The sequence below is a fragment of the Streptomyces sp. RKAG293 genome, from assembly GCF_023701745.1.
Classification (GTDB): Bacteria; Actinomycetota; Actinomycetes; order Streptomycetales; family Streptomycetaceae; genus Actinacidiphila.
Window position 1 is genome coordinate 7,196,457 of sequence record NZ_JAJOZB010000001.1, and the last position, 20,981, is coordinate 7,217,437.

At 72.5% G+C, this 20,981-nt stretch carries 19 protein-coding genes; 10 read left to right on the plus strand and 9 right to left on the minus strand.

The genetic code is table 11. The features are described from left to right. Positions 1-131: 131 nt before the first annotated feature. From LNW72_RS31885 to LNW72_RS31900, 4 genes are all read left to right on the plus strand, one after another. Positions 132-458: a hypothetical protein gene (locus tag LNW72_RS31885; protein ID WP_250978528.1), complete on the plus strand. Its 327-nt coding sequence runs from the start codon at positions 132-134 to the stop codon at positions 456-458. Between the two features lie 72 nt (positions 459-530). Further along, entirely contained in the window at positions 531-1,553 is a 1,023-nt protein-coding gene (locus LNW72_RS31890) for a DUF6745 domain-containing protein (RefSeq protein ID WP_250978529.1), read from the plus strand. 84 nt (positions 1,554-1,637) lie between these two features. Next, positions 1,638-2,264 (plus strand): XRE family transcriptional regulator, encoded by a 627-nt coding sequence (locus tag LNW72_RS31895; protein WP_250978530.1) that lies wholly within the window; start codon positions 1,638-1,640, stop codon positions 2,262-2,264. Then, on the plus strand, positions 2,261-2,524 hold the full coding sequence (locus LNW72_RS31900) for a DUF6126 family protein (protein ID WP_250978531.1): 264 nt from the start codon (positions 2,261-2,263) through the stop codon (positions 2,522-2,524). The genes LNW72_RS31895 and LNW72_RS31900 overlap by 4 nt, the downstream gene beginning before the upstream one ends. Before the next feature lie 12 nt (positions 2,525-2,536). On the opposite strand, the gene LNW72_RS31905 is transcribed toward LNW72_RS31900, so the two are convergent. Then, positions 2,537-3,571 carry a trans-acting enoyl reductase family protein gene (locus tag LNW72_RS31905; RefSeq protein WP_250978532.1) on the minus strand — a complete coding sequence of 345 codons (1,035 nt, stop codon included), beginning with the start codon at positions 3,569-3,571 and terminating at the stop codon, positions 2,537-2,539. Between the two features lie 114 nt (positions 3,572-3,685). Here LNW72_RS31905 and LNW72_RS31910 point away from each other — a divergent pair, with 114 nt between their 5' ends. Both LNW72_RS31910 and LNW72_RS31915 read left to right on the plus strand, forming a co-directional pair. Next, positions 3,686-3,934: a DUF5302 domain-containing protein gene (locus LNW72_RS31910; RefSeq protein ID WP_250978533.1), complete on the plus strand. Its 249-nt coding sequence runs from the start codon at positions 3,686-3,688 to the stop codon at positions 3,932-3,934. Between the two features lie 155 nt (positions 3,935-4,089). Beyond that, positions 4,090-6,111, plus strand: coding sequence for a M3 family metallopeptidase (locus tag LNW72_RS31915; RefSeq protein ID WP_250978534.1), 2,022 nt, complete (start codon positions 4,090-4,092; stop codon positions 6,109-6,111). Positions 6,112-6,291: 180 nt separating this feature from the next. Here LNW72_RS31915 and LNW72_RS31920 read toward each other — a convergent pair whose 3' ends face one another. The 6 genes from LNW72_RS31920 to LNW72_RS31945 form a co-directional block, all read right to left on the minus strand. Beyond that, positions 6,292-9,024: a fumarate reductase/succinate dehydrogenase flavoprotein subunit gene (locus LNW72_RS31920; RefSeq protein WP_250978535.1), complete on the minus strand. Its 2,733-nt coding sequence runs from the start codon at positions 9,022-9,024 to the stop codon at positions 6,292-6,294. A 77-nt stretch (positions 9,025-9,101) separates the two neighbouring features. Continuing rightward, positions 9,102-9,896 carry an ABC transporter ATP-binding protein gene (locus LNW72_RS31925; RefSeq protein WP_250978536.1) on the minus strand — a complete coding sequence of 265 codons (795 nt, stop codon included), beginning with the start codon at positions 9,894-9,896 and terminating at the stop codon, positions 9,102-9,104. Continuing rightward, complete coding sequence (locus LNW72_RS31930; RefSeq protein WP_250980401.1) at positions 9,893-10,825, minus strand: ABC transporter permease; 933 nt, start codon at positions 10,823-10,825, stop codon at positions 9,893-9,895. The genes LNW72_RS31925 and LNW72_RS31930 overlap by 4 nt, the downstream gene beginning before the upstream one ends. Before the next feature lie 23 nt (positions 10,826-10,848). Then, positions 10,849-12,309 carry an ABC transporter substrate-binding protein gene (locus LNW72_RS31935; protein WP_250978537.1) on the minus strand — a complete coding sequence of 487 codons (1,461 nt, stop codon included), beginning with the start codon at positions 12,307-12,309 and terminating at the stop codon, positions 10,849-10,851. A gap of 11 nt (positions 12,310-12,320) precedes the next feature. Further along, complete coding sequence (locus tag LNW72_RS31940; RefSeq protein ID WP_250978538.1) at positions 12,321-12,548, minus strand: ferredoxin family protein; 228 nt, start codon at positions 12,546-12,548, stop codon at positions 12,321-12,323. Between the two features lie 72 nt (positions 12,549-12,620). Further along, entirely contained in the window at positions 12,621-13,394 is a 774-nt protein-coding gene (locus LNW72_RS31945; RefSeq protein WP_250978539.1) for a GntR family transcriptional regulator, read from the minus strand. Between the two features lie 293 nt (positions 13,395-13,687). Here LNW72_RS31945 and LNW72_RS31950 point away from each other — a divergent pair, with 293 nt between their 5' ends. The 4 genes from LNW72_RS31950 (at position 13,688) to LNW72_RS31965 (ending at position 17,169) form a co-directional block, all read left to right on the plus strand. Continuing rightward, on the plus strand, positions 13,688-14,545 hold the full coding sequence (locus LNW72_RS31950; RefSeq protein ID WP_250978540.1) for a GNAT family N-acetyltransferase: 858 nt from the start codon (positions 13,688-13,690) through the stop codon (positions 14,543-14,545). Between the two features lie 25 nt (positions 14,546-14,570). Continuing rightward, complete coding sequence (locus tag LNW72_RS31955) at positions 14,571-15,311, plus strand: YafY family protein (protein ID WP_250978541.1); 741 nt, start codon at positions 14,571-14,573, stop codon at positions 15,309-15,311. 67 nt (positions 15,312-15,378) lie between these two features. Next, the gene (locus LNW72_RS31960) at positions 15,379-15,873 is read left to right on the plus strand and encodes a nuclear transport factor 2 family protein (protein WP_250978542.1); all 495 of its coding nucleotides are present in this window, start codon (positions 15,379-15,381) and stop codon (positions 15,871-15,873) included. A gap of 54 nt (positions 15,874-15,927) precedes the next feature. Continuing rightward, positions 15,928-17,169 carry an MBL fold metallo-hydrolase gene (locus LNW72_RS31965; RefSeq protein ID WP_250978543.1) on the plus strand — a complete coding sequence of 414 codons (1,242 nt, stop codon included), beginning with the start codon at positions 15,928-15,930 and terminating at the stop codon, positions 17,167-17,169. Here the strand turns inward: LNW72_RS31965 and LNW72_RS31970 are convergent. Then, on the minus strand, positions 17,145-17,750 hold the full coding sequence (locus LNW72_RS31970; protein ID WP_250978544.1) for a GNAT family N-acetyltransferase: 606 nt from the start codon (positions 17,748-17,750) through the stop codon (positions 17,145-17,147). The two genes, LNW72_RS31965 and LNW72_RS31970, sit on opposite strands and share 25 nt — an antisense overlap. Further along, positions 17,747-20,722, minus strand: coding sequence for a glycoside hydrolase family 2 TIM barrel-domain containing protein (locus tag LNW72_RS31975; protein WP_250978545.1), 2,976 nt, complete (start codon positions 20,720-20,722; stop codon positions 17,747-17,749). The genes LNW72_RS31970 and LNW72_RS31975 overlap by 4 nt, the downstream gene beginning before the upstream one ends. Positions 20,723-20,981: the final 259 nt, after the last annotated feature.

Here is a 20,981-nt window from a genome sequence, read left to right on the forward strand (position 1 = left end):
GTCTGACGACTGATCTGGGAAGAGTTCTACCAAGCCGCACTGACAACGCGGACGGCGGGCGTTGTCAGACCGGCCACGTAGCTTCGGGACATCGGCCGCCGCAGGGTGCGGACGGCGGAGGGGAGCGTGCTGTGTACCGGCAGGGGGACGTGTTGATCATGCCGTTGGAGGCGGGGGAACCGCCGCGCGGAGTCGAGGCGTTGGCGCGCCAGCCACGGGACGGAAAGGGGCGGCTGGTGCTCGCGCTCGGCGAGGTGACCGGGCACGCGCACGCGGTCGTCGGGCCCGGCACCCTGCTCCGCGAGCCCGGGCCGTTCGGCGACGCGTTCCTCCATCTCCCGGACGGCGGGCGGGTGGTGCACGAGGAGCACGCGGCGATACCGCTGCCCAAGGGCTGGTTCCGGGTGGTGCGGCAGCGCGAGTACGTGCCCGGCGCCGTACGCGTCGTGGCGGACTGACGGTGCGCGGCGGTGCCGCGCGACCGGCGGGGGAGTGCAAGTGACCGAGGACGAGGGGCGGGGACGGACGGAATGACGACGGCACTGGAGACGGCGGCGCGCTGGCGGGCGATCGCGGCGGAGACCGGGGCGGCGGACCGCGCCGCGGCGGAGGCGGGGATACAGCTCGCGTACTGGCAGGCCGGACTCCCGGCACCGGAGCGCGTCGTGTGGACCGGCTCGCCGCTGGAGGCCGCCGCGACCGCGATGCGGCTGGTGGCGGAGGACGGTACGGGACGCTGCGTGCGGGACGCGGTGCGGACGCGCCCGTGGGCGGCGGAGCGGCAGCGCCGGCACGCGGCGCTCGGCCCCGCGGGCTGGGCCGAGCGGTGGGCGCTGACCGGCGGCCAGCTGTGGGACTCGACGGCTTCGCTCGCCGACCGGATCCGCACCGGTGTGGTGGAGGCGCTCAGCGAGGAGCCGGCCGGCGCGGCCGCCGTCCGCCTGGTGCTGCTGGACGCGGTGCTCGGCCAGCAGGACGCGGCGTGGCTGGCCGCCTTCGACGAGGAGGCCGGGACGCTCGAAGGCGTCTCGGCGGTGGCCCGCGCCGCCGGCTGGTGGTGGCCGTACGAGCGGGTCGTGGTGATAGCGGAGCGGCCGGTGGAACTGCACCGGGACGAGGCGGGCCGGCTGGACCGGGGCGACGGGCCCGCGCTCGCCTTCCCCGACGGCTTCGCCCTGCACGCCTGGCGCGGTATGCCGGTGCCGGCCGCATTCCTCGCCGGCCTCGCGGACCTCACCCCGGCCCGGATACGGACCGAGGAGAACGCCGAGCTGCGCCGCGTGATGCTGGAGTACTACGGCTACGACCGCTATCTCGCGGAGTCCGGTGCCAGGCCGGTGGCCCGGGACGAGACCGGGATCCTGTGGCGGATCGAGCTGGACGACGACGAGGCGGTGGTGATGGTCGAGGTGGTCAACTCCACCCCGGAGCCGGACGGCACGCACCGGACGTACTGGCTGCGGGTCCCGCCGCGGACCAGGACCGCCCGGGAGGGCGTCGCCTGGACCTTCGGGCTGGACGCGGACGGCTATCTGCCCGAGCGGCAGACCTGAGGGGGCTGAGGAGCGGCCGGGGGTGATTTGCCTCTCGGGCAAAAGATTTGCCCGAGAGGCAAGGCATGCTGTTCCATCAAAGGCATGGACACCGACATCGCGTCCGCGGAGACGCTGCTCCTCGCCCCCCGGCTGAAGGAACAGCGCCGTCGTACCGGCCTCACCCTGGAGGCCGCCGCCCGGCGGCTCGAGCTCTCCGCCGCGCATCTGTCGCGGATGGAATCCGGGCTCCGGCAGCCGTCGCTTCCCGTACTGCTCGGGCTGGCCCGGCTGTACGGCACGACCGTCTCGGACCTGCTGGGGGAGACGACCGCAGAACCGTTCCCCATCGTACGCGGCGACAGCATGGCACCGGTGCCCGCCGGAGGCTGGACCTACTGGCGGGCCGGCGGCACCGGCCGGGCCATGCAGGCGCTGCGGGTCCATGTACCGCCCGAGGCGCAGGACCGGCTGGTCCGCGTGCACCCCGGTGAGGAGTGGCTCTACGTCACCGCCGGCCGGCTGCGGCTCTCCCTCGGGGAGAACACCCACCTGCTGGACGCCGGCGACGCGGCGCACTTCGACTCGCTGGTGCCGCACCGCCTCGCCGCCGCCTCCCCCGAAGGGGTCGACCTGCTCTTCCTGCACACCCTCATGCAGAGCGAGGCGGCCGGCCTGTGCATCACCCCGCAGGACACGCAGGACCCGAAGAGAGCGGACGCCCCGAAATGAACGACACCGCCCCCACCGAAACCACCCCCAGCGGCACCGGCACCACCCCGGTCCGCGCCGCAGCCGCCGACACCGCCACCAACACCGCCACCGGCCGCCCGCGCCACGAACCGCTCGCCCCGGAGCTGCGTACCAGCGAGGGCAGCGAGCGGCGCAAGGAACGGGCCGTGGTCCTGCGCGTCCTCGTCTACGTGGTCGTCGCGCACCTGCTGGCCGGGTTCATCTGGCTGCTGTTCGTACTCGGCGCGCACGGCAACTGAGCCGCACCGTCATCAGCCGCGCTTGGCTCCCGACTCCGTGAGCGTGACGCCGCTGAACTCGGTGATGAAACCGGCGCCGAGGGCCCGGGACGGCGTCTGCGACCCGTGCGGCAGACCGGCCAGCCGGGGCATGATCCGCAGCACCGACTCGACGGTCAGCTCGTAGCTGTTCGGCATCGTCACCGTCGCCTGGGCGCTGCGCCCCTCCGGGTCGCTCGCCCGCGCCCAGGCCTCGGAACGCGTTCCGGCCAGCGCTTTCGCACTGGGTCCGCGCACCAGAGCGCCGACGGCGGCGTGCGCCAGGACCCGCGCCGGGCGCAGCCGCATCACCTTGCTGAAGGCGGCGGCGCCGGGCGGCAGCGGCATGTAGGTGGTGATGTTGGGGATGTCCGTCGAGTGGAAGGCGGTACTGACGTCACCCCAGGGGATGGAGGTGACCATCCGCGGCCCGGAGGGGAACGCCGCCCTGGTACGGCGCCAGCCCATCGGCACCGCGCTGATCGTGCCGTCGATCCGGGCCCGCCCGCCGTCGGGCAGCCCCTCGATCGCGGTCCTGGCGGTGCCGGGACTCGCGGTCCCGCCGACCAGGATCGCCAGGTCGAGGCGGTTCGCGGTGGGCAGGGCCGCGGCGACGGTGGCGGCCAGGCAGTCGGTCGGCACGACGTCGAAGCCCGCGCCCGGCAGCAGGACGACCTGGGCGGCGCGGGCCCGCCCGTCAAGGGCGTGCAGCTGCTCGAAGACATCGATCTCGCCGGTGATGTCCAGATAGTGCGTCCCGGTCTCGATGCAGGCGAGCGCCATCGGCAGCGCCGTAGCCGAGAACGGGCCCGCGCAGTGGGCGACCGACTCGACGCCCTCCAGTGCGCGCCGGAGGGCGACCGGGTCGGAAAGGCCGAAAATGCGGTGTTCGAGGCCGAGTTCCGCCGCGAGCGGCGCTACCTTGGCGATGCTGCGGCCGGCCAGTACCACCCGTTCACCACGGGCCGCGGCCCGCCGGGCGATCAGGCGTCCGGTATATCCGGTGGCGCCGTACAGCATCCAGGTCATGGAACACGTCCTTCCTGAGAGCGGTCCGGCGTCGCGCCGCCGGTATTGCAGTGTGTCGTACGCGGCCGGGCATGCGAGGCTTGGGCCGTAACCGAACGAAACCAGGAGGCCCCCATGACTGCCGAGGCATCAGACCAAGAGGCGACCGAGGCGACCGAGGTGCCCGACACTGCGGACGCGTCCGCCGCGGCCGAGCCGGCCGAGGACGAGGTCAAGCGCAAGTTCCGTGAAGCCCTGGAGCGCAAGCGCGGAGGCAACAAGAGCGCCGCTGCCGCCGGCGGCGGGCCGGACAGCTCGAAGATCCACGGTGCCCACGGGCGAGCCGGCGGACAGCGCGAGTTCCGCCGCAAGAGCGGCGGCTGATCCGTACGACCCGCACCCTTCCTTGCCCACGGCCGTGGGGCGGGCTCGTTTTCCCGAGCCCGCCCCACGGCCGTCGGGGATCTGCCTGACAGGGGTGTCCGGACGATCCCCCTCGTCCTCCGGTGGAAGCAGGGCGGCGGCGTAGGGTCGGACGGGTGACGACGAATCCATTCTTCAGCCCGAGCCCGCTTCCGTACGAGCTGCCGCCGTTCGCCGAGATCCGCGACGAGCACTATCTCCCGGCGTTCGAGCGAGGCCTCGCGGAGCAGCTGGAAGAGGTCGCGGCGGTGTCGGGCAGCCAGGAGCCGCCCACCTTCGAGAACACCATCGTGGCGCTGGAGCGATCCGGGGCCCTGCTGCGGCGCGTCAGAAACGTGTTCTTCAACCAGTCCTCGGCCGACACCAACCCGGCCGTGCAGGAACTGGAAGCGCAGCTCAACCCACGGCTCGCCGCGCACAGTGATGCGATCCACCTCGACGCCGGACTGTTCGCGCGGGTCGCGTCGCTCCACGACGACCGCGCCGAACTCGGTCTGGACGCGGAGTCGTTGCGGCTGCTGGAGCGGTATCACACCACCTTCCTGCGGGCCGGCGCCCAGCTCTCCCCCGAGGACCAGCAGCGGCTGCGTGAGCTGAACGGCGAACTCGCCACCGCCGCCACCTCCTTCCAGCAGAACGTCTTCGACGACACCCGCGACGCGGCCCTGGTGCTGGACGGCCCGGAGGAGCTCGCCGGGCTCTCGGACGACGCCGTCTCGGCCGCCGCCGAGAACGGCCGGGCCCGCGGACACGACGGCAAGTACGTCATCAGCCTGAAGAACTTCTCCAACCAGACGGAACTCGCCTCCCTCGACGACCGCGAGGTGCGCGAGCGGCTCCTGGAGCGCTCACTGGGCCGGGGCGCCAAGGGCAACGGCAAGCTCGCCGTCCGCATGGCGACGCTCCGCGCCGAGCGGGCCGCGCTGCTCGGCTACGACAGCCACGCCGCGTACGTCGTCGCCGACCAGACGGCGCTGACCACCGAGGCCGTCACCGGCATGCTGCACCGGCTCGTGCCGCCGGCCGTCGCCATGGCCGAGCGGGAGGCCGCCGCGCTGGCCGCCGTCAGCGACACCGGCCCCATCCAGGCCTGGGACTGGGCGTACCGCTCGCAGCAGGTGCGCAAGGAGCGGTACGCCTTCGACGCCGCCGTCATGCGCCCGTACTTCGAGGCCGACCGGGTCCTGCACGACGGGGTGTTCTTCGCCGCCTCGCAGGTCTACGGGCTGCGCTTCGCCGAGCGCACCGACCTCATCGGCTACCACCCCGACGTCCGGGTCTTCGAGGTGTCCGAGGAGGACGGGACGCCGCTGGGCCTCTACCTCGCCGACCTCTTCGCGCGCGGCTCCAAGCGCGGCGGGGCCTGGATGAACGCGCTGGTCGGTCAGTCGGGACTGTTCGGCACCCGCCCGGTCGTGGTGAACAACCTCAACATCGCCAAGCCCGCCCCCGGTGAGCCGGCGCTCCTGACCTTCGCCGAGGTCAACACCCTCTTCCACGAGTTCGGGCACGCGCTGCACGGGCTGTTCTCCGACGTCCAATACCCGTTCTTCGCCGGGACCGCGGTGCCCAGGGACTTCGTCGAGTACCCGTCCCAGGTCAACGAGATGTGGGCGCTGCGGCCCGAGGTGCTTGCCAACTACGCCAAGCACCACGAGACCGGCGAGCCGCTGCCGGCCGAGCTCATCGAGCGGATGGCGGAGGCCGACGCGTTCGGCCAGGGCTTCAGGACCGTCGAGTACCTGGGCGCCGCCCTCCTCGACTGGGCCTGGCACACGATCGGGGCGGGCAGCGACCCGGGCGACGCCCAGGCGTTCGAGGCCGCGGCCCTCAAGGCCGCCGGGATCGCCGTCCCCGCGATCCCGCCGCGCTACCGCTCGACCTACTTCTCCCACGTCTTCTCGAACGGCTACAGCGCGGGCTACTACTCGTACATCTGGAGCGAGGTCCTGGACGCGGACACCGTCGACTGGTTCGAGGAGAACGGCGGCATGCGCCGGGCGAATGGTGACACCTTCCGGCGGGAACTGCTCTCCAAGGGCGGCAGCGTGGACTCCCTCACCACCTACCGCAACTTCCGCGGCCGCGAGCCGAGGATCGAGCCGCTGCTGGTGCGCCGGGGGCTGCTGCCGGGCTAGGGCCTGTCGTCTGGATCTCCGCGGCGTCGCGGTGTCCAGCACGCACATCTGCCGCGTTGTCGTCGGTCGACGACGCTCCGCGTCGCCTCCCTCCTCCGCCTTGCAGCTGCACGCACCGGACACCGCTCCTTCCCCCACGGAGATCCAGACGACAGACCCTAGGCCTTTCCGCAGAAGCCCTCAGACGGCCGCTCCCGTCGCCCGCCGGGCGTAGGCGCGTACGTCGGCGTCGGTGTCGTCCGCGGCGGCGGCCAGGGCCGCAAGGACCGGTCCCGGGCCGCCCCCGTGCGGGAGCAGCGCGAGGACGACGGCCTTGCGGACGTCGGCGTGCGGATCGCGGACGGCGGCCAGCAGGGCGGGCAGCGCGAGCGCGGGATCCGCGGCGCCCAGCGCGGCGGCGGCGCCCCTGCGGACCTGCCAGGACGGGTCGTCGAGGGCGGCCGCCGCCGCGGAGTCCAGCGGCGGCGGGCAGCCCGCGCCCGCCAGCGCCTCCAGGGCGGCGGCCCGCACCAGCGGGTCCCCGTCCTGGATCAGCCCCTTCAGCGTGGGCAGCGCGCCGTCGGCCGTCCCCAGGCCCTTGGCCACCGCGACCCGTACCTCGCGGGAGGGATCGGCGGCGGCGCGCGCCAGGACGTCGACGGCGTCGACCGACAGCAGGGCGCGGACGGTCTCGATCCGCACCTCGATGTCCGGGTCGTCGAGCGTGCCACCGAACAGTGCCGTGTCGCCGAGCCGCAGCGCCCGCAGTACGTACAGCGCGGCCGCCCTGACCCGCGGATCGTCCACACCCAGGGCGTCCACCAGCGGCGTTCGCAGTTGCTCATCCGCCGGAAGGACCTCGACCAGCTCCAGCAGCGACGCGGCCGCCGCCTCCCGAACCCCCGCGTCGGGGTCGGCCAGCGCGCGGGCCAGCGCCGGGCCGGTGCCGTCCGGCGACGTCTCGGTCAACGTCGTCACGGCGGTACGCCGCACGGCCGGATCGGGGTCCGCCAGATACGGCTCGATGTCGGACAGCCCGGGCTGCGCGTCGGCCAGCGCGAGCAGATCCAGGATCCGGGGCGATCCGCCGCCGGCCGCCGGAGCCGCGGCGACCGGCCCGCCGGCGCGTACCGGAGCGGCCCCCGAGCCCACCGGTGCCACGTCCCGGGGCCCCGCCGTGGCCACCTGCTCCGGATGCACCTCGCCGATCACCCGCACCGCCCGCCCGCCGTCCGGCTCGAAGCCCTCCACCGGCACGAGGTACGGAGCGACCGGCCGGGTCAGGAACTCCATCTCGCCGCGCGCGCCCTTGCGCAGGTTGAGGTGGTGCAGCCAGTCCGCGTCGTCGCGCACGGGATGGTCCGTGCGCTCGTGGTACAGCCCCCAGCGGCTCTCGGTACGGGCCAGCGAGGAGCGGGCCGCCATCTCAGCGCAGTCGCGGATGAACGACACCTCCGCGCAGCGCATCAGCTCGTGCGGGGTCCTGGCCCCCATCGACTCGATGTCGCCGTGCATCCGCTGGAACGTCTCCACCGCGAGCGACAGCCGTGCGCCGCTCTTCGGCGGGGCGACATAGTCGTTGACGAACCGGCGCAGTTTGTACTCGACCTGCGGCTGCGGCGGCCCGTCGGGGTGGCGCAGCGGACGGTAGACGAGCTCGTGCGCGGCCCGCAGCTGGTCGGCCGGCAGCTCGCCCTCGAAGACCTCGTGCGCGGTGGCCGCGTCCGCGCCGGCCAGATCGCCGTAGACGAACGCCCCGATCATGTAGTTGTGCGGCACGCAGGCCAGATCACCGGCCGCGTACAGCCCGGGGACGGTCGTGCGGGCGTGCTCGTCGACCCACACGCCGGAGGCGGAATGGCCGCCGCACAGCCCGATCTCGGAGATGTGCATCTCCACGTCATGGGTGCGGTAGTCGTGCCCGCGCCCGGCGTGGAACGTGCCGCGGGTCGGCCGTTCCGTGGTGTGCAGGATCGTCTCCAGCGCGGCCACCGACTCCTCGGGCAGATGGCTGAGCTTGAGATAGACGGGCCCGCGTTCCGAGGCCACCTCACGGGCGAACTCGGCCATCATCTGGCCCGACCAGTAGTCGGAGTCGACGAAGCGCTCACCGTGCCGGTTGACCTGGTAACCGCCGAACGGATTGGCGACATAGGCGCAGGCCGGCCCGTTGTAGTCCTTGATGAGCGGGTTGATCTGGAAGCACTCGATCCCGCTGAGCTCGGCGCCCGCGTGGTACGCCATCGCATGGCCGTCACCCGCGTTCGTCGGGTTCTCGTAGGTGCCGTACAGATAGCCGCTGGCCGGCAGGCCGAGCCGGCCGCACGCGCCGGTCGCCAGGATCACCGCGCCGGCCCTGACCGTCACGAACCGCCCGGTCCGGGTGTTGAACCCGGCGGCCCCGACCGCCCGCCCGCCGGACGTCAGCACCCGCACCGGCATGACGCGGTTCTCGATCCGGATCCGCTCCCGCATCTCGCGCCGCCGCAGCACCCGGTACAGGACCTTCTTGACGTCCTTGCCCTCGGGCATCGGCAGCACGTACTTCCCCGACCGGTGCACCTGCCGGACCGCGTACTCGCCGTGCTCGTCCTTCTCGAACTTCACGCCGTAGCGCTCCAGACGCTGCACCATGGCGAAGCCGAGGGTGGCGGTCTGCCGGACGGTCACCTGGTTGACGATGCCGTCGTTGGCGCGGGTGATCTCGGCGACGTAGTCGTCGGGTTCCGCACTGCCCGGGATGACGGCGTTGTTGACGCCGTCCATGCCCATCGCCAGCGCGCCCGAGTGCCGGACGTGCGCCTTCTCCAGCAGCAGCACGGACGCGCCGTTCTCTGCGGCGGTCAGGGCCGCCATGGTGCCGGCCGTGCCACCGCCGATGACGAGAACGTCGCAGCGGAGTTCCTCGGCGTCGTGGAGTGCGGGGATGTCCATCGGGGGCCTTTCACATGCCGGTTCAGGGGCGGTTCAGGTACGGGGCGGGTGCTGTACGGGGGCGTTGCGGGCGGAGTTCACGTGCCGAGGGACTGCAGCACCTGACGCCGCAGCGCGACGGTCCCCGGCTCGCCGTGGGCGGCGCGCTCGCGCGGGTGCGGGACGTCCAGGAGCCGCACCGGACGGTCGGCGTCCGTTCCGAGCAGGGCGATCCGGTCGCCGAGGAACACCGCCTCGTCCACGTCGTGCGTGACGAAGACGACGGTGGCATGCGACGACCGCAGCACCTCGACGAGCAACTGCTGCATCCCGGCCCGGGTCTGCGCGTCCAGCGCGCCGAACGGCTCGTCCATCAGCAGCGCCCGCGGCTCACCCGCCAGCGCGCGGGCCAGCTGGACGCGCTGCCGCTGCCCGCCGGAGAGCCGGTGCGGCAGCTCCTGCTCACGGCCGGTGAGCCCGACGCGCCCGAGCCAGCCGGCCGCCCGGGTACGGCGTTCCGCGCGCCCCACCCGCCGTATGGCGAGCGGCAGTTCCACGTTCCGGCGAACGGTCCGCCAGGGCAGCAGGCCGTCCTCCTGGAAGACCAGCGCCCGGTCGGCGCCGGGCCGGCCGACCGGCACGCCGTCCTGCGTCACCCGCCCGGCCAGCACGGGCAGCAGGCCCGCGAGCGTGCGCAGCAGCGTGGACTTGCCGCAACCGGACGGGCCGACGACCGTGAGCAGTTCGCCCGGCGCGACATCCAGCCCGAGCCCGGCCAGGACGGGCCTGCCGGAGCGGCCGATCGTGGCGTCGTCGAGCGTCAGCCGGACACCGGGCGGCGCCGGACTGGGCAGGGAGTCCGGCGAAGTCGCACTGACACGGGTGTTGGTCACTGGTGCACCTTCCTGCTCTCACGTTCGGCAACGGATGACTCGGCCACGGCCGTCCGCCGCAGGGCGCCCGGAGCCCGGTATCCGGTCCGGCAGCCCGTCCGGTCGTGGTCGCCGGATTCGGTCCGCGGAAGCCAGCGCGTCACCCGTCGCCCGAGCAGTTCCACGGCGGCGGAGGTGATCCACCCCAGGACGCCGATGGTGGCCATGCCGACCAGTACGCCCGGGTAATCCACGACCGTGTAGTCCTGCCAGGTGCGGTAGCCGACCCCGTACTCACCGGAGATCATCTCGGCGGAGATCACACAGATCCACGACACCCCGATCCCCACCGACAGCCCGCCGAGAATGCCCGGCAGCGCGCCAGGGAGCACCACCTGAGCGAGCACCCGCCACCGGCCGCCGCCCATGGTGAGCACGGCCTCCTCCCACACCGGGGTCAGCGCCCGCACCGCGTGCCGGGTGCTGACCAGGATCGGGAAGAACGCGGCGGCGAAGGTGATGAAGACGATGCCTTGCTCATTGGTCGGGAACAGCAGGATCGCGACGGGCACCAGCGCGATCGCCGGGATCGGCCGCAGCACCTCCAACACCGGGCCGAGGACGTCGCGGGCGACCCGTGACCGTGCGATCGCGGTACCGACGGTCACACCGAGCACGGCGGCGAGGGCGAAACCGGTGACGATCCGCACCAGGCTGTCGCCGAGGTCCTGCCAGTACGGTCCGCCCGTCAGGCGGGTGCCGAACTCCCGCCCGACCTGGACGACCGTCGGCAACTGCTCGAAGTGCACCCACAGATGGACGCGCCGGGCGGTCAGCAGCTGCCACAGTCCGAGGAACGCGACCAGCGAGGCCACGCGCACGCAGTAGCGCCCCCACGGCAGCCGCCCGACCCGGGTTCGTCCCGACCCGGCCGGCTTCGTCGCGGCCATCGTCCCGGATGCCGTCGCCGTCGTCATGGCGACTCCCGCAGCGCGGCGTCATAGCTGACGAGCCGGGTGCCGGGGTGGCCGGCGATCCAGTCATGGGCGTCGGCAGGCGTGGTGAACGGCTGGAAGCGGGCGTTCGGAGCGGCGGCCGGGTCCTCGGCCCACACCGACGAGTCGGCGAACCAGCGGGTGCCGGTCAGCGCGTCCGGAACGTAACCCGCCCGCACCTTCCCCGGGTGCTGCTTGACGTACCGCAGCAGGCAGCTCGGCGTGGTGAACGCCGTCGTGCGGTCCTCGCCCGACAGCCAGCTCTCGCTCGCCGTCGCCGGATCGGTCGCCTGACCCCCGCACACCGGGTCGGTGCCGCTGACCGGCGCCGGATTGGCCGTGGACGCCAGGGACTTGGCGTATCCGGCGCCGTAGACCCGCCGCAGATACCGGTCGTCGGTGAAGCCGTCCACGTCGACGGAGTCGACGAGCTTGGCGGAGGCGAGCACCGGCACGTCCTGCTTGAGCGCGTTCAGCAGCTGCGGCTTCAGCGTCGGGTCGAAGGTGGCGATACCGCCGGCGCCGTTGTAGAGGTACACGACCTCGGGCGGCAGCCCGGTCGCCTTCGCCACCTGCTGCGCGGCCGTCAGCGGGTGTTCGTGCAGGTATTGCGTGGCCTGGAGCTGCGCGGTGAGGAACGCGTCGACGACGGCGGGCCGTTGGCCGGCGAAGGCCGCGCGGACCGTAACGCCGTGCAGGGTCGGCACGTTGAGCGCGGCACCGTCGTACAGCGGCTTCGCCTTGCCCTGGAAGACCAGCAGGCCCGGCCAGGCGACGAACTGCGACAGTGCGTCGGCGCCGCCGGACTGCAGGGCGGACGCGCCCACCGCGGGCTGCTGGTTGAGCTTGTGCAGGTCCTTGTCCGCGTCGATGCCGGCCTTCTGCAGAGCCCGTACGAGCGTGCCGTCGGCGGCGGACCCCACGCTCGTCGAGACCTTCTTCCCGCGCAGGTCCGCCAGCGAGGACAGTGTCGAGTCCGGCTTGGTGACCACCATGTTGAGGCCGCCGCGCAGGTTGTACCCGGTGACGGAGACCAGCTTGGTCGGCGCCTTCATCTGTTTGCCGCGCGCCGCGTTGATCAGCAGCGGATAGTCGCCCATCGAGCCGATGTCGACCTTCCCCGCCATCATCTGCGCGGTGATCGGCGCACCGGTCGCGTAGTCCTGCCAGTCGACCTTGTACGTCACGCCGTCGCGCTTGCCCAGCTCACCCAGCGCGCGCTCGAAGTACCCGAGCGAACGCAGCAGCGTCCCGGCGGTCACCGTGTTGATCGTCTTGGACTGGTAGCCGACGGAGACGGTGACGGTCCTGCCACCGTCCGCGCCCGCGTCCCCGCCGCAGCCGGCCAGCGGCAGCAGCAGGCCGGTGACGGCCACCGCGGTCAGATACGTACGGACCCGTCCGCGCGTCGCGTAGCCCTTGGTCGCGGGACCTCTCATCGTGAGACCCCTCATCGCAGCAGGTACGGCATGTTGACGGTGACCGCGTCCGTGGGGCAGCGGGCGGCGCAGGGGCCGCAGTACCAGCACTCGTCCACGTGCATGAAGGCCTTGTTGGTGTCCGGGTTGATGGCGAGCGAATCGAGCGGGCACATGTCGACGCAGAGCGTGCAGCCGTCTATGCACCTGGACTCGTCGATCGTCACCGGTACGTCGGCGCGCTGGGGTACGACAGGCATGGCTGTCTCCTCGGAGGACCTGAAGAACAGGAAGATGGACGAAGGATGAAAAGGATGAAAGGGCGCGGGCGGTCAGACGGAGCGGTGCAGCAGGCCGCGCATGGTGATGCGGTCGCCGCGGAACCGGATGAACTCCAGGTCCACCGGGCGGCCGTCGGACAGATGGGTGAGCCGTTCCAGCATCAGCACGGCGGCGCCGCGCGGGGACTGGAGCACGGCGGCGGAGTGCGCGTCGGCGTTGACGGCCTCCAGGGTGATCTCGGCGGTGCCCAGCGGCTGTCCGGTGATCTCCTCGAGCAGCCGGAAGATGTCGGTGTTCTCGAGGTCGGCGTTGAGCAGCTCGATGCCGACGTCCATCGGGACGTAGGTCAGGTCCAGGGAGAGCGGCAGTCCGTCGAGCCGCCGCAGCCGTTCGATGTACAGCACGTCCGGGTCCTGACCCTCCAGGCGCAGCCGTTCGGCGACGGGCGCGGGCGCCGGGACCGGCGCCATCGTGCGGACCTCGTTGGTGACCCGCCCGTGCTCGTGCAGCGTCTCCGCGAGGCCCATCAGCCGGTCCAGACCGTGCGGGTACTTGGCGCCGACCACGACGGTGCCGACGCCCGGCACCCGCGCCACCAGCTGTTCGGCGCGCAGCAGGTCGAGCGCCTGGCGGACGGTGTTGCGGGAGACGCCGTAGTCGGTGCCGAGCGCGTCCTCGTGCGGCAGCAGCCCGGCCGGGAACCCCTGCAGGAGCACCTGCCGCCGCAGCAGGTCGGCGAGTTGCCGGGCCTGGTCCGCCCGCAACCGGCGACGGCGCGCGGCGGCCACCGGTGCGGTGTGCTCACGGGTGCGCTCGGCGGGCATCGGGCTCTCCGGTCTGAGGTCTTGGTTCCGGGATCTGCGGTCTGTGGACTGTGGGGGTCCGCGGTCTGCGGTCCGACGGCCGCGGCGGCGGCGGTGTCGGTGTCGGTGCGCCGCGTTCCCAGGGACCATACCGAGGGTCGGGTCGAAGTGGTGTTGCCGTTGTGTTGCGCCACCAATCGGCCGGAGTGAACGCCTTTGACCTGCACCTTTGACACGTGCGGCGGAAGATCTGCCACCGCGCGGCGCAACGAAAACGTGGTGCGGGGGCGGTGGCGCGCGGGGCAGGATGCGGCATGAGCTGGCACACGGCACACGATCTCGACGCGTTCCTGACGGCCGCGAGCGGCTTCCTGCGGGCGCGCGCGGTGGAGAACACCGTACTGATCACCGTCGCCGAAGGGCTGCGGCACCGCGGCCTCGACGCGTACGGGGAGACCCCGCCGCTGTTCGGGTGGTGGCAGGACGCCGGCGGGACCGTCGCGGCAGCCTTCCTGCAGACCCCGCCGCTGCCGCCGCTCCTGACCCAGGGGCCGCCGGACGCCCTCGCGGAGCTGGCGGGCGTGTGGGACGGGATGGGGCGCGCGCTGACCGGCATCCGGGGGGAACGGGACACGGCCGCGGCCTTCGCCGATGCCTGGCGGTCCCGTACCGGAGCGGCGGCCGAACTCGACAAGAACCTGCGGCTGTTCCGGCTCGGAGAGCTGGCGCCGCCGGAGCCCGCCCCGGCCGGCCGCGCCAGAACCGCGGGTACGGGCGACCGGGAGCTGTTGGTGGAGTGGTACGAGGCCTTCGCCGCCGAGATCGAGGAACAGGGCCTGAACGCCGCCACGTTCGTCGACGACCGCCTCAGCCATGGCGGCGTCACGGTGTGGGAGGTCGACGGCGCTCCCGTGTCGATGGCCGGAATCACCCGTCCGCTCGCGGGGATGGTCCGCGTCGTCGCCGTCTACACCCCGCCGGGGCACCGGGGCCGCGGCTACGCGGCCGGAGTGACCGCCGCGGTCAGCGGGGCGGCTCGCGACGCGGGAGTGGACGAGGTGCTGCTCTTCACCGACCTGGCCAACGCCACCAGCAACGCGCTCTACCGGCGGCTGGGCTACCTGCCGGTGCAGGACCATGTCGGGCTGACCTACAGTCCGGTGGTGGAATGACACCTCCGAGACGGGGCGGCACGCTGTGAACCGGACCGACCGGCTGTACGCCCTGGTCGAGGAGTTGCGCGCGGTTGCGCCCCGCCCGCGCAGCGCCCGGTGGCTCGCGGAGCGCTTCGAGGTGAGCAGCCGCACCATCGAACGTGACCTGAGCGCGCTGCAGCAGTCCGGCGTGGCGATCTACGCGGAACCGGGCCGCACCGGCGGATACGTCCTGGACAAGGAGCAGACGCTCCCGCCGCTGACCATCACCCCCGCGGAGGCGACCGCCCTCGCGGTGGGTCTGCACGCGCTGGACGGCACGCCCTTCGCAGGAGCCGCGCGCAGCGCGCTGCAGAAGGTGCTGGCCGTTATGCCCGCCCGGGAGCGCGCCGCGACCGGCGAGTTCGCCGACCGCGTGCACGTACTGGCCCGCGACGAACGGCGCGCCACCGTTCCGCGCGTCCTGCAGGACGCGCTGGCCAGCCGCCGCGTGCTGCGGCTCTCGTACGAGGACCGGGAGGGCGTGGCCAGCGAGCGGCTGGTGGAGCCGCTCGGGTTCCTCGGCGGCGAGCAGTGGTACCTGATCGCCTGGTGCCGGCTGCGCGAGGCGGTGCGCGGGTTCCGGATGGACCGGATCCAGGAGGTGCGGGCGCTGGACGAGACGGCGCCGCCGCGCCGGATCGACCGCGCGGAGCTGGACGGTCTGGGCTGGGAGCTGATCGGTCTCGAAGGCTTCGCGGACCTGGTCGGCACCGGTCCCGGAAAGTCCGACGGCACGTTGTAAACACCGACAGGACGGTGTCGCCGGCCCCTTCGAAGATGGTGATCACACCGAGAAGGAAGGCACGGACATGACCGTCGACCTGAACACCAGCACCACCGGAACCACTGCGACCAATGGAACCACCGACACCACCGGCACCGATTTCCGCCGGCTCGGCATCGGACTGTTCGAGGACTGGACGGACCTGTGGAACGGCGACTTCCCCGTCGCCGAGCGCATCCTCACCCCCGGCTTCCGTATCCACTTCGGCAACGCCATTCCGCAAACGGACACCGACGCCCTGCGCGGTCCCGGCGGCCTGGTCCCGTTCGTCGCCGCCCACCGGGAAGCCAAGCCGGGACTGGTCTACCGCATGCATGGCGCAGCGCTCGTGGACCTCGCCGCCACGGCCGAGGGCGGGCCGGCCGGCCAGGTCTGCTGCCGCTGGAGCGCCACCCGTCCCGACCCGGACGGCGCGGGTGTGATCTCGGTGAGCGGTATCGACATTCTGGCCGTTTCCGACGGCCTGATCACCGATGTGTGGTCGGTCGGCGGGAGCCGCCGCTTCGGGACGGACGCCTGACAAGGCAGAATTGGCAGGGTGACATCGACTGACCGCCCCCCTGCTGGAGGTGCCGTGACCGGTTCCCGCCTCACCGCACTGCGACCTGCTGCTTTCGGCGCCGATCCGGTCGGCGCGCGACTGGAGCGGATTCTCGCGTCACCCAACTACGCCGACGGCGTCTTCCAGAACCCGGTGGGTGCCCGCTCCACGCCCAGCGGGGGCCTGCTCAAGGCGCTGCCCGGCAACATGCGCAAGGAGGCGCGGGCGCTGCGCAGGCCCGCCGCCCCCGTGCCGGTCCATCCGACGACGCTCGCCGACCTGGCGGCGCCGCCGGCGTCGGGGCTGCGGCTGACGTGGATGGGCCACTCGACGGTGCTGGCCGAGATCGACGGCCGCCGGGTGCTCTTCGACCCGGTGTGGGGCGACCGCTGCTCGCCGTTCGCGTTCGCCGGTCCGAAGCGCGTGCACCCGGTGCCGGTCCCGTTGAAGTCGCTCGGCACGGTGGACGTGGTGGTCATCTCGCACGACCACTACGACCACCTCGACATGCCCACGATCCAGGCGCTGGTCGGCACGGACACGGTCTTCGCCGTGCCGCTCGGCGTCGGCGCCCACCTGGAGCACTGGGGCATCGACCCCAAGCGGCTGCACGAACTGGACTGGAACGAGTCGACCGAGGTGGACGGTCTGACGCTGACCGCGACCCCGGCCCGGCACTTCTGCGGCCGTGGCCTGCGCGGCCGCCAGCAGACCCTGTGGGCGTCCTGGGTGGTGGCGAGCGGTGACCACCGGATCTATCACAGCGGCGACACGGGGTACTTCCCCGGCTTCGCCGAGATCGGCGAGCAGCACGGCCCGTTCGACGCGACGATGATCCAGATCGGCGCCTACAGCGAGTTCTGGCCCGACATCCACATGACGCCCGCGGAAGGCATGCAGGCGCACGTGGACCTGTCCGGCGGCACGCCCCACGGAGCGATGCTGCCGATCCACTGGGGCACGTTCAACCTCGCCCCGCACCCGTGGGCCGACCCCGCCGAGGGCACGCTCGCGGCGGCCAGGGAGCGGGGCGCGAAGATCGCCACCCCGCGTCCCGGCGCGCCGTTCGAGCCCTCGGCCGATCTCCCCGACGACTGGTGGTGGCGCTCGATCGCGGTACCGCCGGCGGGCGGCTGGCCGCAGTACGCGGCTCCGGATGCCGCACCCGAAGCATCCAAGGCCTCGGACACTGAGACCAAGGGTGCTGACGGAACGGGCGGTACTGACGGTGCTGATGGTGGTGCCGAGGACTACGAAGTGGCACGCCCCAGGTAGGTGAGCGGCCCCGGGTCCGGTACCGCGATCTCATGGAAGCCCATGCGGTCGTAGAAGTACCGGGCCCGGACGTTCGCCGTGGCCATCCCCAGATGCACCGACCCGACGCCCGCGGCCGCCAGCGCTCCGAGGAACGTCTCCATCAGCGCCCGCCCGTGGCCCGCACCCTGGTGCTCGGGGAGCAGATCGATGTGCAGATGCGCCGGATACGGCGCCAGCTCGGGCACGAGCATCCGCTCCGGCCGGTGCAGCAGGTCGACCATCGTTTCGTGCGGGGTGGCCGGCACCGGGCCGGTGAGTTCCGGGTAGCGGCCCGCGACTTCCGGCAGCCATTCGCCGCGGAACCGTTTCACGAAGGCGGCGGTGTCGGCCGTCCCCAGGATGTAGCCGACCGCGGTGCCCTGCCCGTCGTCCACCACGAAGGTCAGCTCCGGCTCCAGCCGCGCGTACGGGGCCGCGAAGATCGTCCCCAGCAGATCGCGGTCGGGGTAGTACGGCCGCGCGTCCTCGCCCTCCTGGCCGGTGCGTACGCAGATGTCGTAGAGCGCGGGCAGGTCCGCGGGGCGGTAGGGACGGATCATGTGGTCTCCAGAGCGCCGAACGTGAAGGAGAAGGTCACCGGGGCAGCGGTGAGCCAGTGCTGCGGTAGGGCCCCCGGCCCGCAGGACCCGCTGCCGATGCCCTGCTGCCCATGGTCCAGATTGAGCCAGATCGTCTCGGACGGCGTGAGGTCGTAGGTGTGCTCCGCCGTGTCGAGCTGCTCCCCGGGCCAGCGCCGCGCGGAGAACCAGAACTCCGGGTCGCCGGTGATCAGCAGCCCCTGCCCGTCCTCGCGGCGCAGCCGCGCCCAGCGGACATCGGCCCGCGCGCCGTTCTCCTGCGGCCTGACGTATGGCGTCTGCAGCGCGTCGACCGTGCTCGTGTACCGCCCGATCCGGGACGCGGCCCGCGTGTCGGGATACGCCTCGCCGGGACCGCCGCCGAACCATTCGACGCCGCCGAGGCTGCCGCAGACGCCCAGGCGCAGCCCGATCCGCGGCAGCGGGACGGTCCAGTCGCCCTCCGGGGTGACGTCCACCGTGAGCCGCAGCCGGTCGTCGGTCGCCGTCCAGGTGAAGACGGTGCGCAGGCCGAGGTCCCCGGCCGCCGGTGCGACCCGGGTGGTGACGGTCAGTGCGTCGGCGCCGACCGTGACCCCGTCGAGCCGGTGCCGCATCCGGTGCAGACCGGCCTCCCGCCACCGCCGGTCCAACTGCAGGTCCGGATGCCGGCCGGAACCCGCGTCGTTGTCGGTCGGCGCACGCCACACGTCGAGCCGCGGCGCTCCGGCGATCTGGAAGTGGTCCAGGTACCTGAGCGCGCCGGTGGCGGCGTCGAACGTGCCGGGCCCGAGCAGCACGACACCGCCCTCGGCACGGCGCGGTGCCTTGGTGCGTGCGGCTTCGGTCGGGGCTGCAGGGGCTGCAGGGGCTGCAGGGGCCACGGGGGTCGCGGGCGCCGCTGCCGCGAACTGGCCCCAGGCCACCCCGTGCCCGGCGGGTGCCCAGCCCGTGTCGTCGGCGAGCGCCGCCCGCACCGTCCACCAGGCCTCACCGTCACCTGCCGGGGTGCCGGATCCGCCGCCCGGCGCCCGGGGCAGCTTCAGCTCGACGGCCGCGCCGGGCGCCAGCGCCGGGACCTCCAGATCACCGGAGTCGACGGCCTCGCCCTCCACCTCGTACGTCCAGCGGAACGACAGCGACGACAGATCCGCGAAGTCGTACCCGTTGGTGATCCGGACGATGCCGGCCGCGCCGTCCCCGTCGATCCCGACCGGCTCGATGACCTTCTTGTACTCGATCAGACCGGGCGACGGAGTGCGGTCGGGGAACACCAGCCCGTCGCAGACGAAGTTCCCGTCGTGCAGATCCTCGCCGAAGTCGCCGCCGTAGGCGAAGAACTCCACCCCGGCGCGGGTGCGCTGCCGCAGCCCGTGGTCGATCCACTCCCAGACGAACCCGCCCTGGCAGCGCTCGTGCGTCTCGAAGAGCCGCTGGTACTCGCTCAGCCCGCCGGGGCCGTTGCCCATGGCGTGCGCGTACTCGCACAGAACGAACGGCAGGGAGCGACGCTTCGCATCCAACTCGGCATCGGGGAGAGGGAGTTCGGTGCGACGTCCGATGAGGGCGACCTCGGCGTGGTCGGCGTACATCCGCGAGTACACATCGGTGTCCGCGCAGGACGGATCGCCCTCGTAGTGGATCGGACGGTCCGGATCGCGGTCGCGGATCCACGACGCCATCGCCGACAGCCCCCGCCCGGTCCCGCATTCGTTGCCGAGCGACCACATCACGACGGACGGATGGTTCTTGTCGCGCTCGACCATGCGCGCGGCCCGGTCCAGCAAGGCCGGGGTCCAGCGCTCGTCGGCGACCGGATTGCCGCGCCAGCCGATCACCTCGAAGCCGTGGGTCTCCAGATCGCACTCGTCGACGATCCACATCCCCAACTCGTCGCAGAGGTCGAGAAAGGCCGGATGCGGCGGGTAGTGGCTGGTGCGGACGGCGTTGATGTTGTGCCGTTTCATCAGCACCAGGTCCTGCCGCATCGTCTCCAGATCCAGCACCCGGCCGTGATCGGGGTGGAACTCGTGCCGGTTGACGCCCCGCAGGAGGATCCGGCGGCCGTTGACCTGGAACACGCCGTCCCCGACGGTCACCGTCCGGAAGCCGATCCTGAGCGGGATCCGCTCGCCCTCCGTGGCCAGTTCCGCGTCGTACAGGCGCGGGATCTCGGCGGACCACGGCTCGACGGGCACGGTCGCGCTCTCCCCGGTCGCCAGGTCCAGGCCCAGCTCGGGGACGCTGACGCTGCCACCGGGCTCGCAGTCGACGCGCAGCGTTCCGGTGCCGGTGGTGTGGTCGTAGTCGGCGTGCACGAAGAAGTCCGTGACCGAACCCTCCGGCCGCTCGATCAGCGTCACCTCCCGGAAGATCCCCGGGAGCCACCACATGTCCTGGTCCTCCAGATAACTGCCGGACGACCACTGGTGGACGCGCACCGCCAGTACGTTCCCCCGCGGCCGCAACAGCTCCCCGACCTCGAACTCCACCGGCAGCCGGCTGCCCTTGAACGTGCCCAGCTCCGTACCGTTGAGCCACACCCGCGCGCACGACTCCACACCGTCGAAGCGCAGCAGCGCCGCCCCGCCCGGCCAGTCGTCCGGCAGGTCGAAGGAGCGCCGGTGGTCGCCCGTCGGGTTCTCGGTCGGAACGCGCGGCGGATCGACGGGGAACGGGTACACCACGTTCGTGTACGCGGGCGAGCCGTGTCCCTGCAGCGGCCAGTGCGCCGGCACCGGCAGCAGATCCCAGCGGGTGGCGTCGAACTCCGGCCGGGCGAAGTCGTCACCGTGCGCGTCGGCGGTCTCCGACAGCCGGAACCGCCACGCCCCGTTCAGGCTCACGTACCGCGCGTCCGACGTACTCCACCAGGCGCGCGGCGGCAACGCGCCGCTGCCGGGGGAGGGGTCCTCGTAGTAGGGGACAGCCGCGGGACGCAGCGCCTCGTGCATGGGAGTTGCTCCTCACCTGGACGACACCGGACTTCGACATCATCGACATCAATGACAACGGACATGCACGACCGCACGACCCGGGGCATGGACCCCCGCGCCGCCCACCGATCGAGGGCACAGGACCAGCCTGCCCCCTCGGTCGGCGGCAGCGGAACCCGATGGTGAAATCGGCGGGCCGGGCGGCCGAGCCGGACGGCGTGGGGTGGCTTGGGGTGAGGTGGGGTGGGCGGGGTGCAGTGCGGTGCGGTGGACGGCG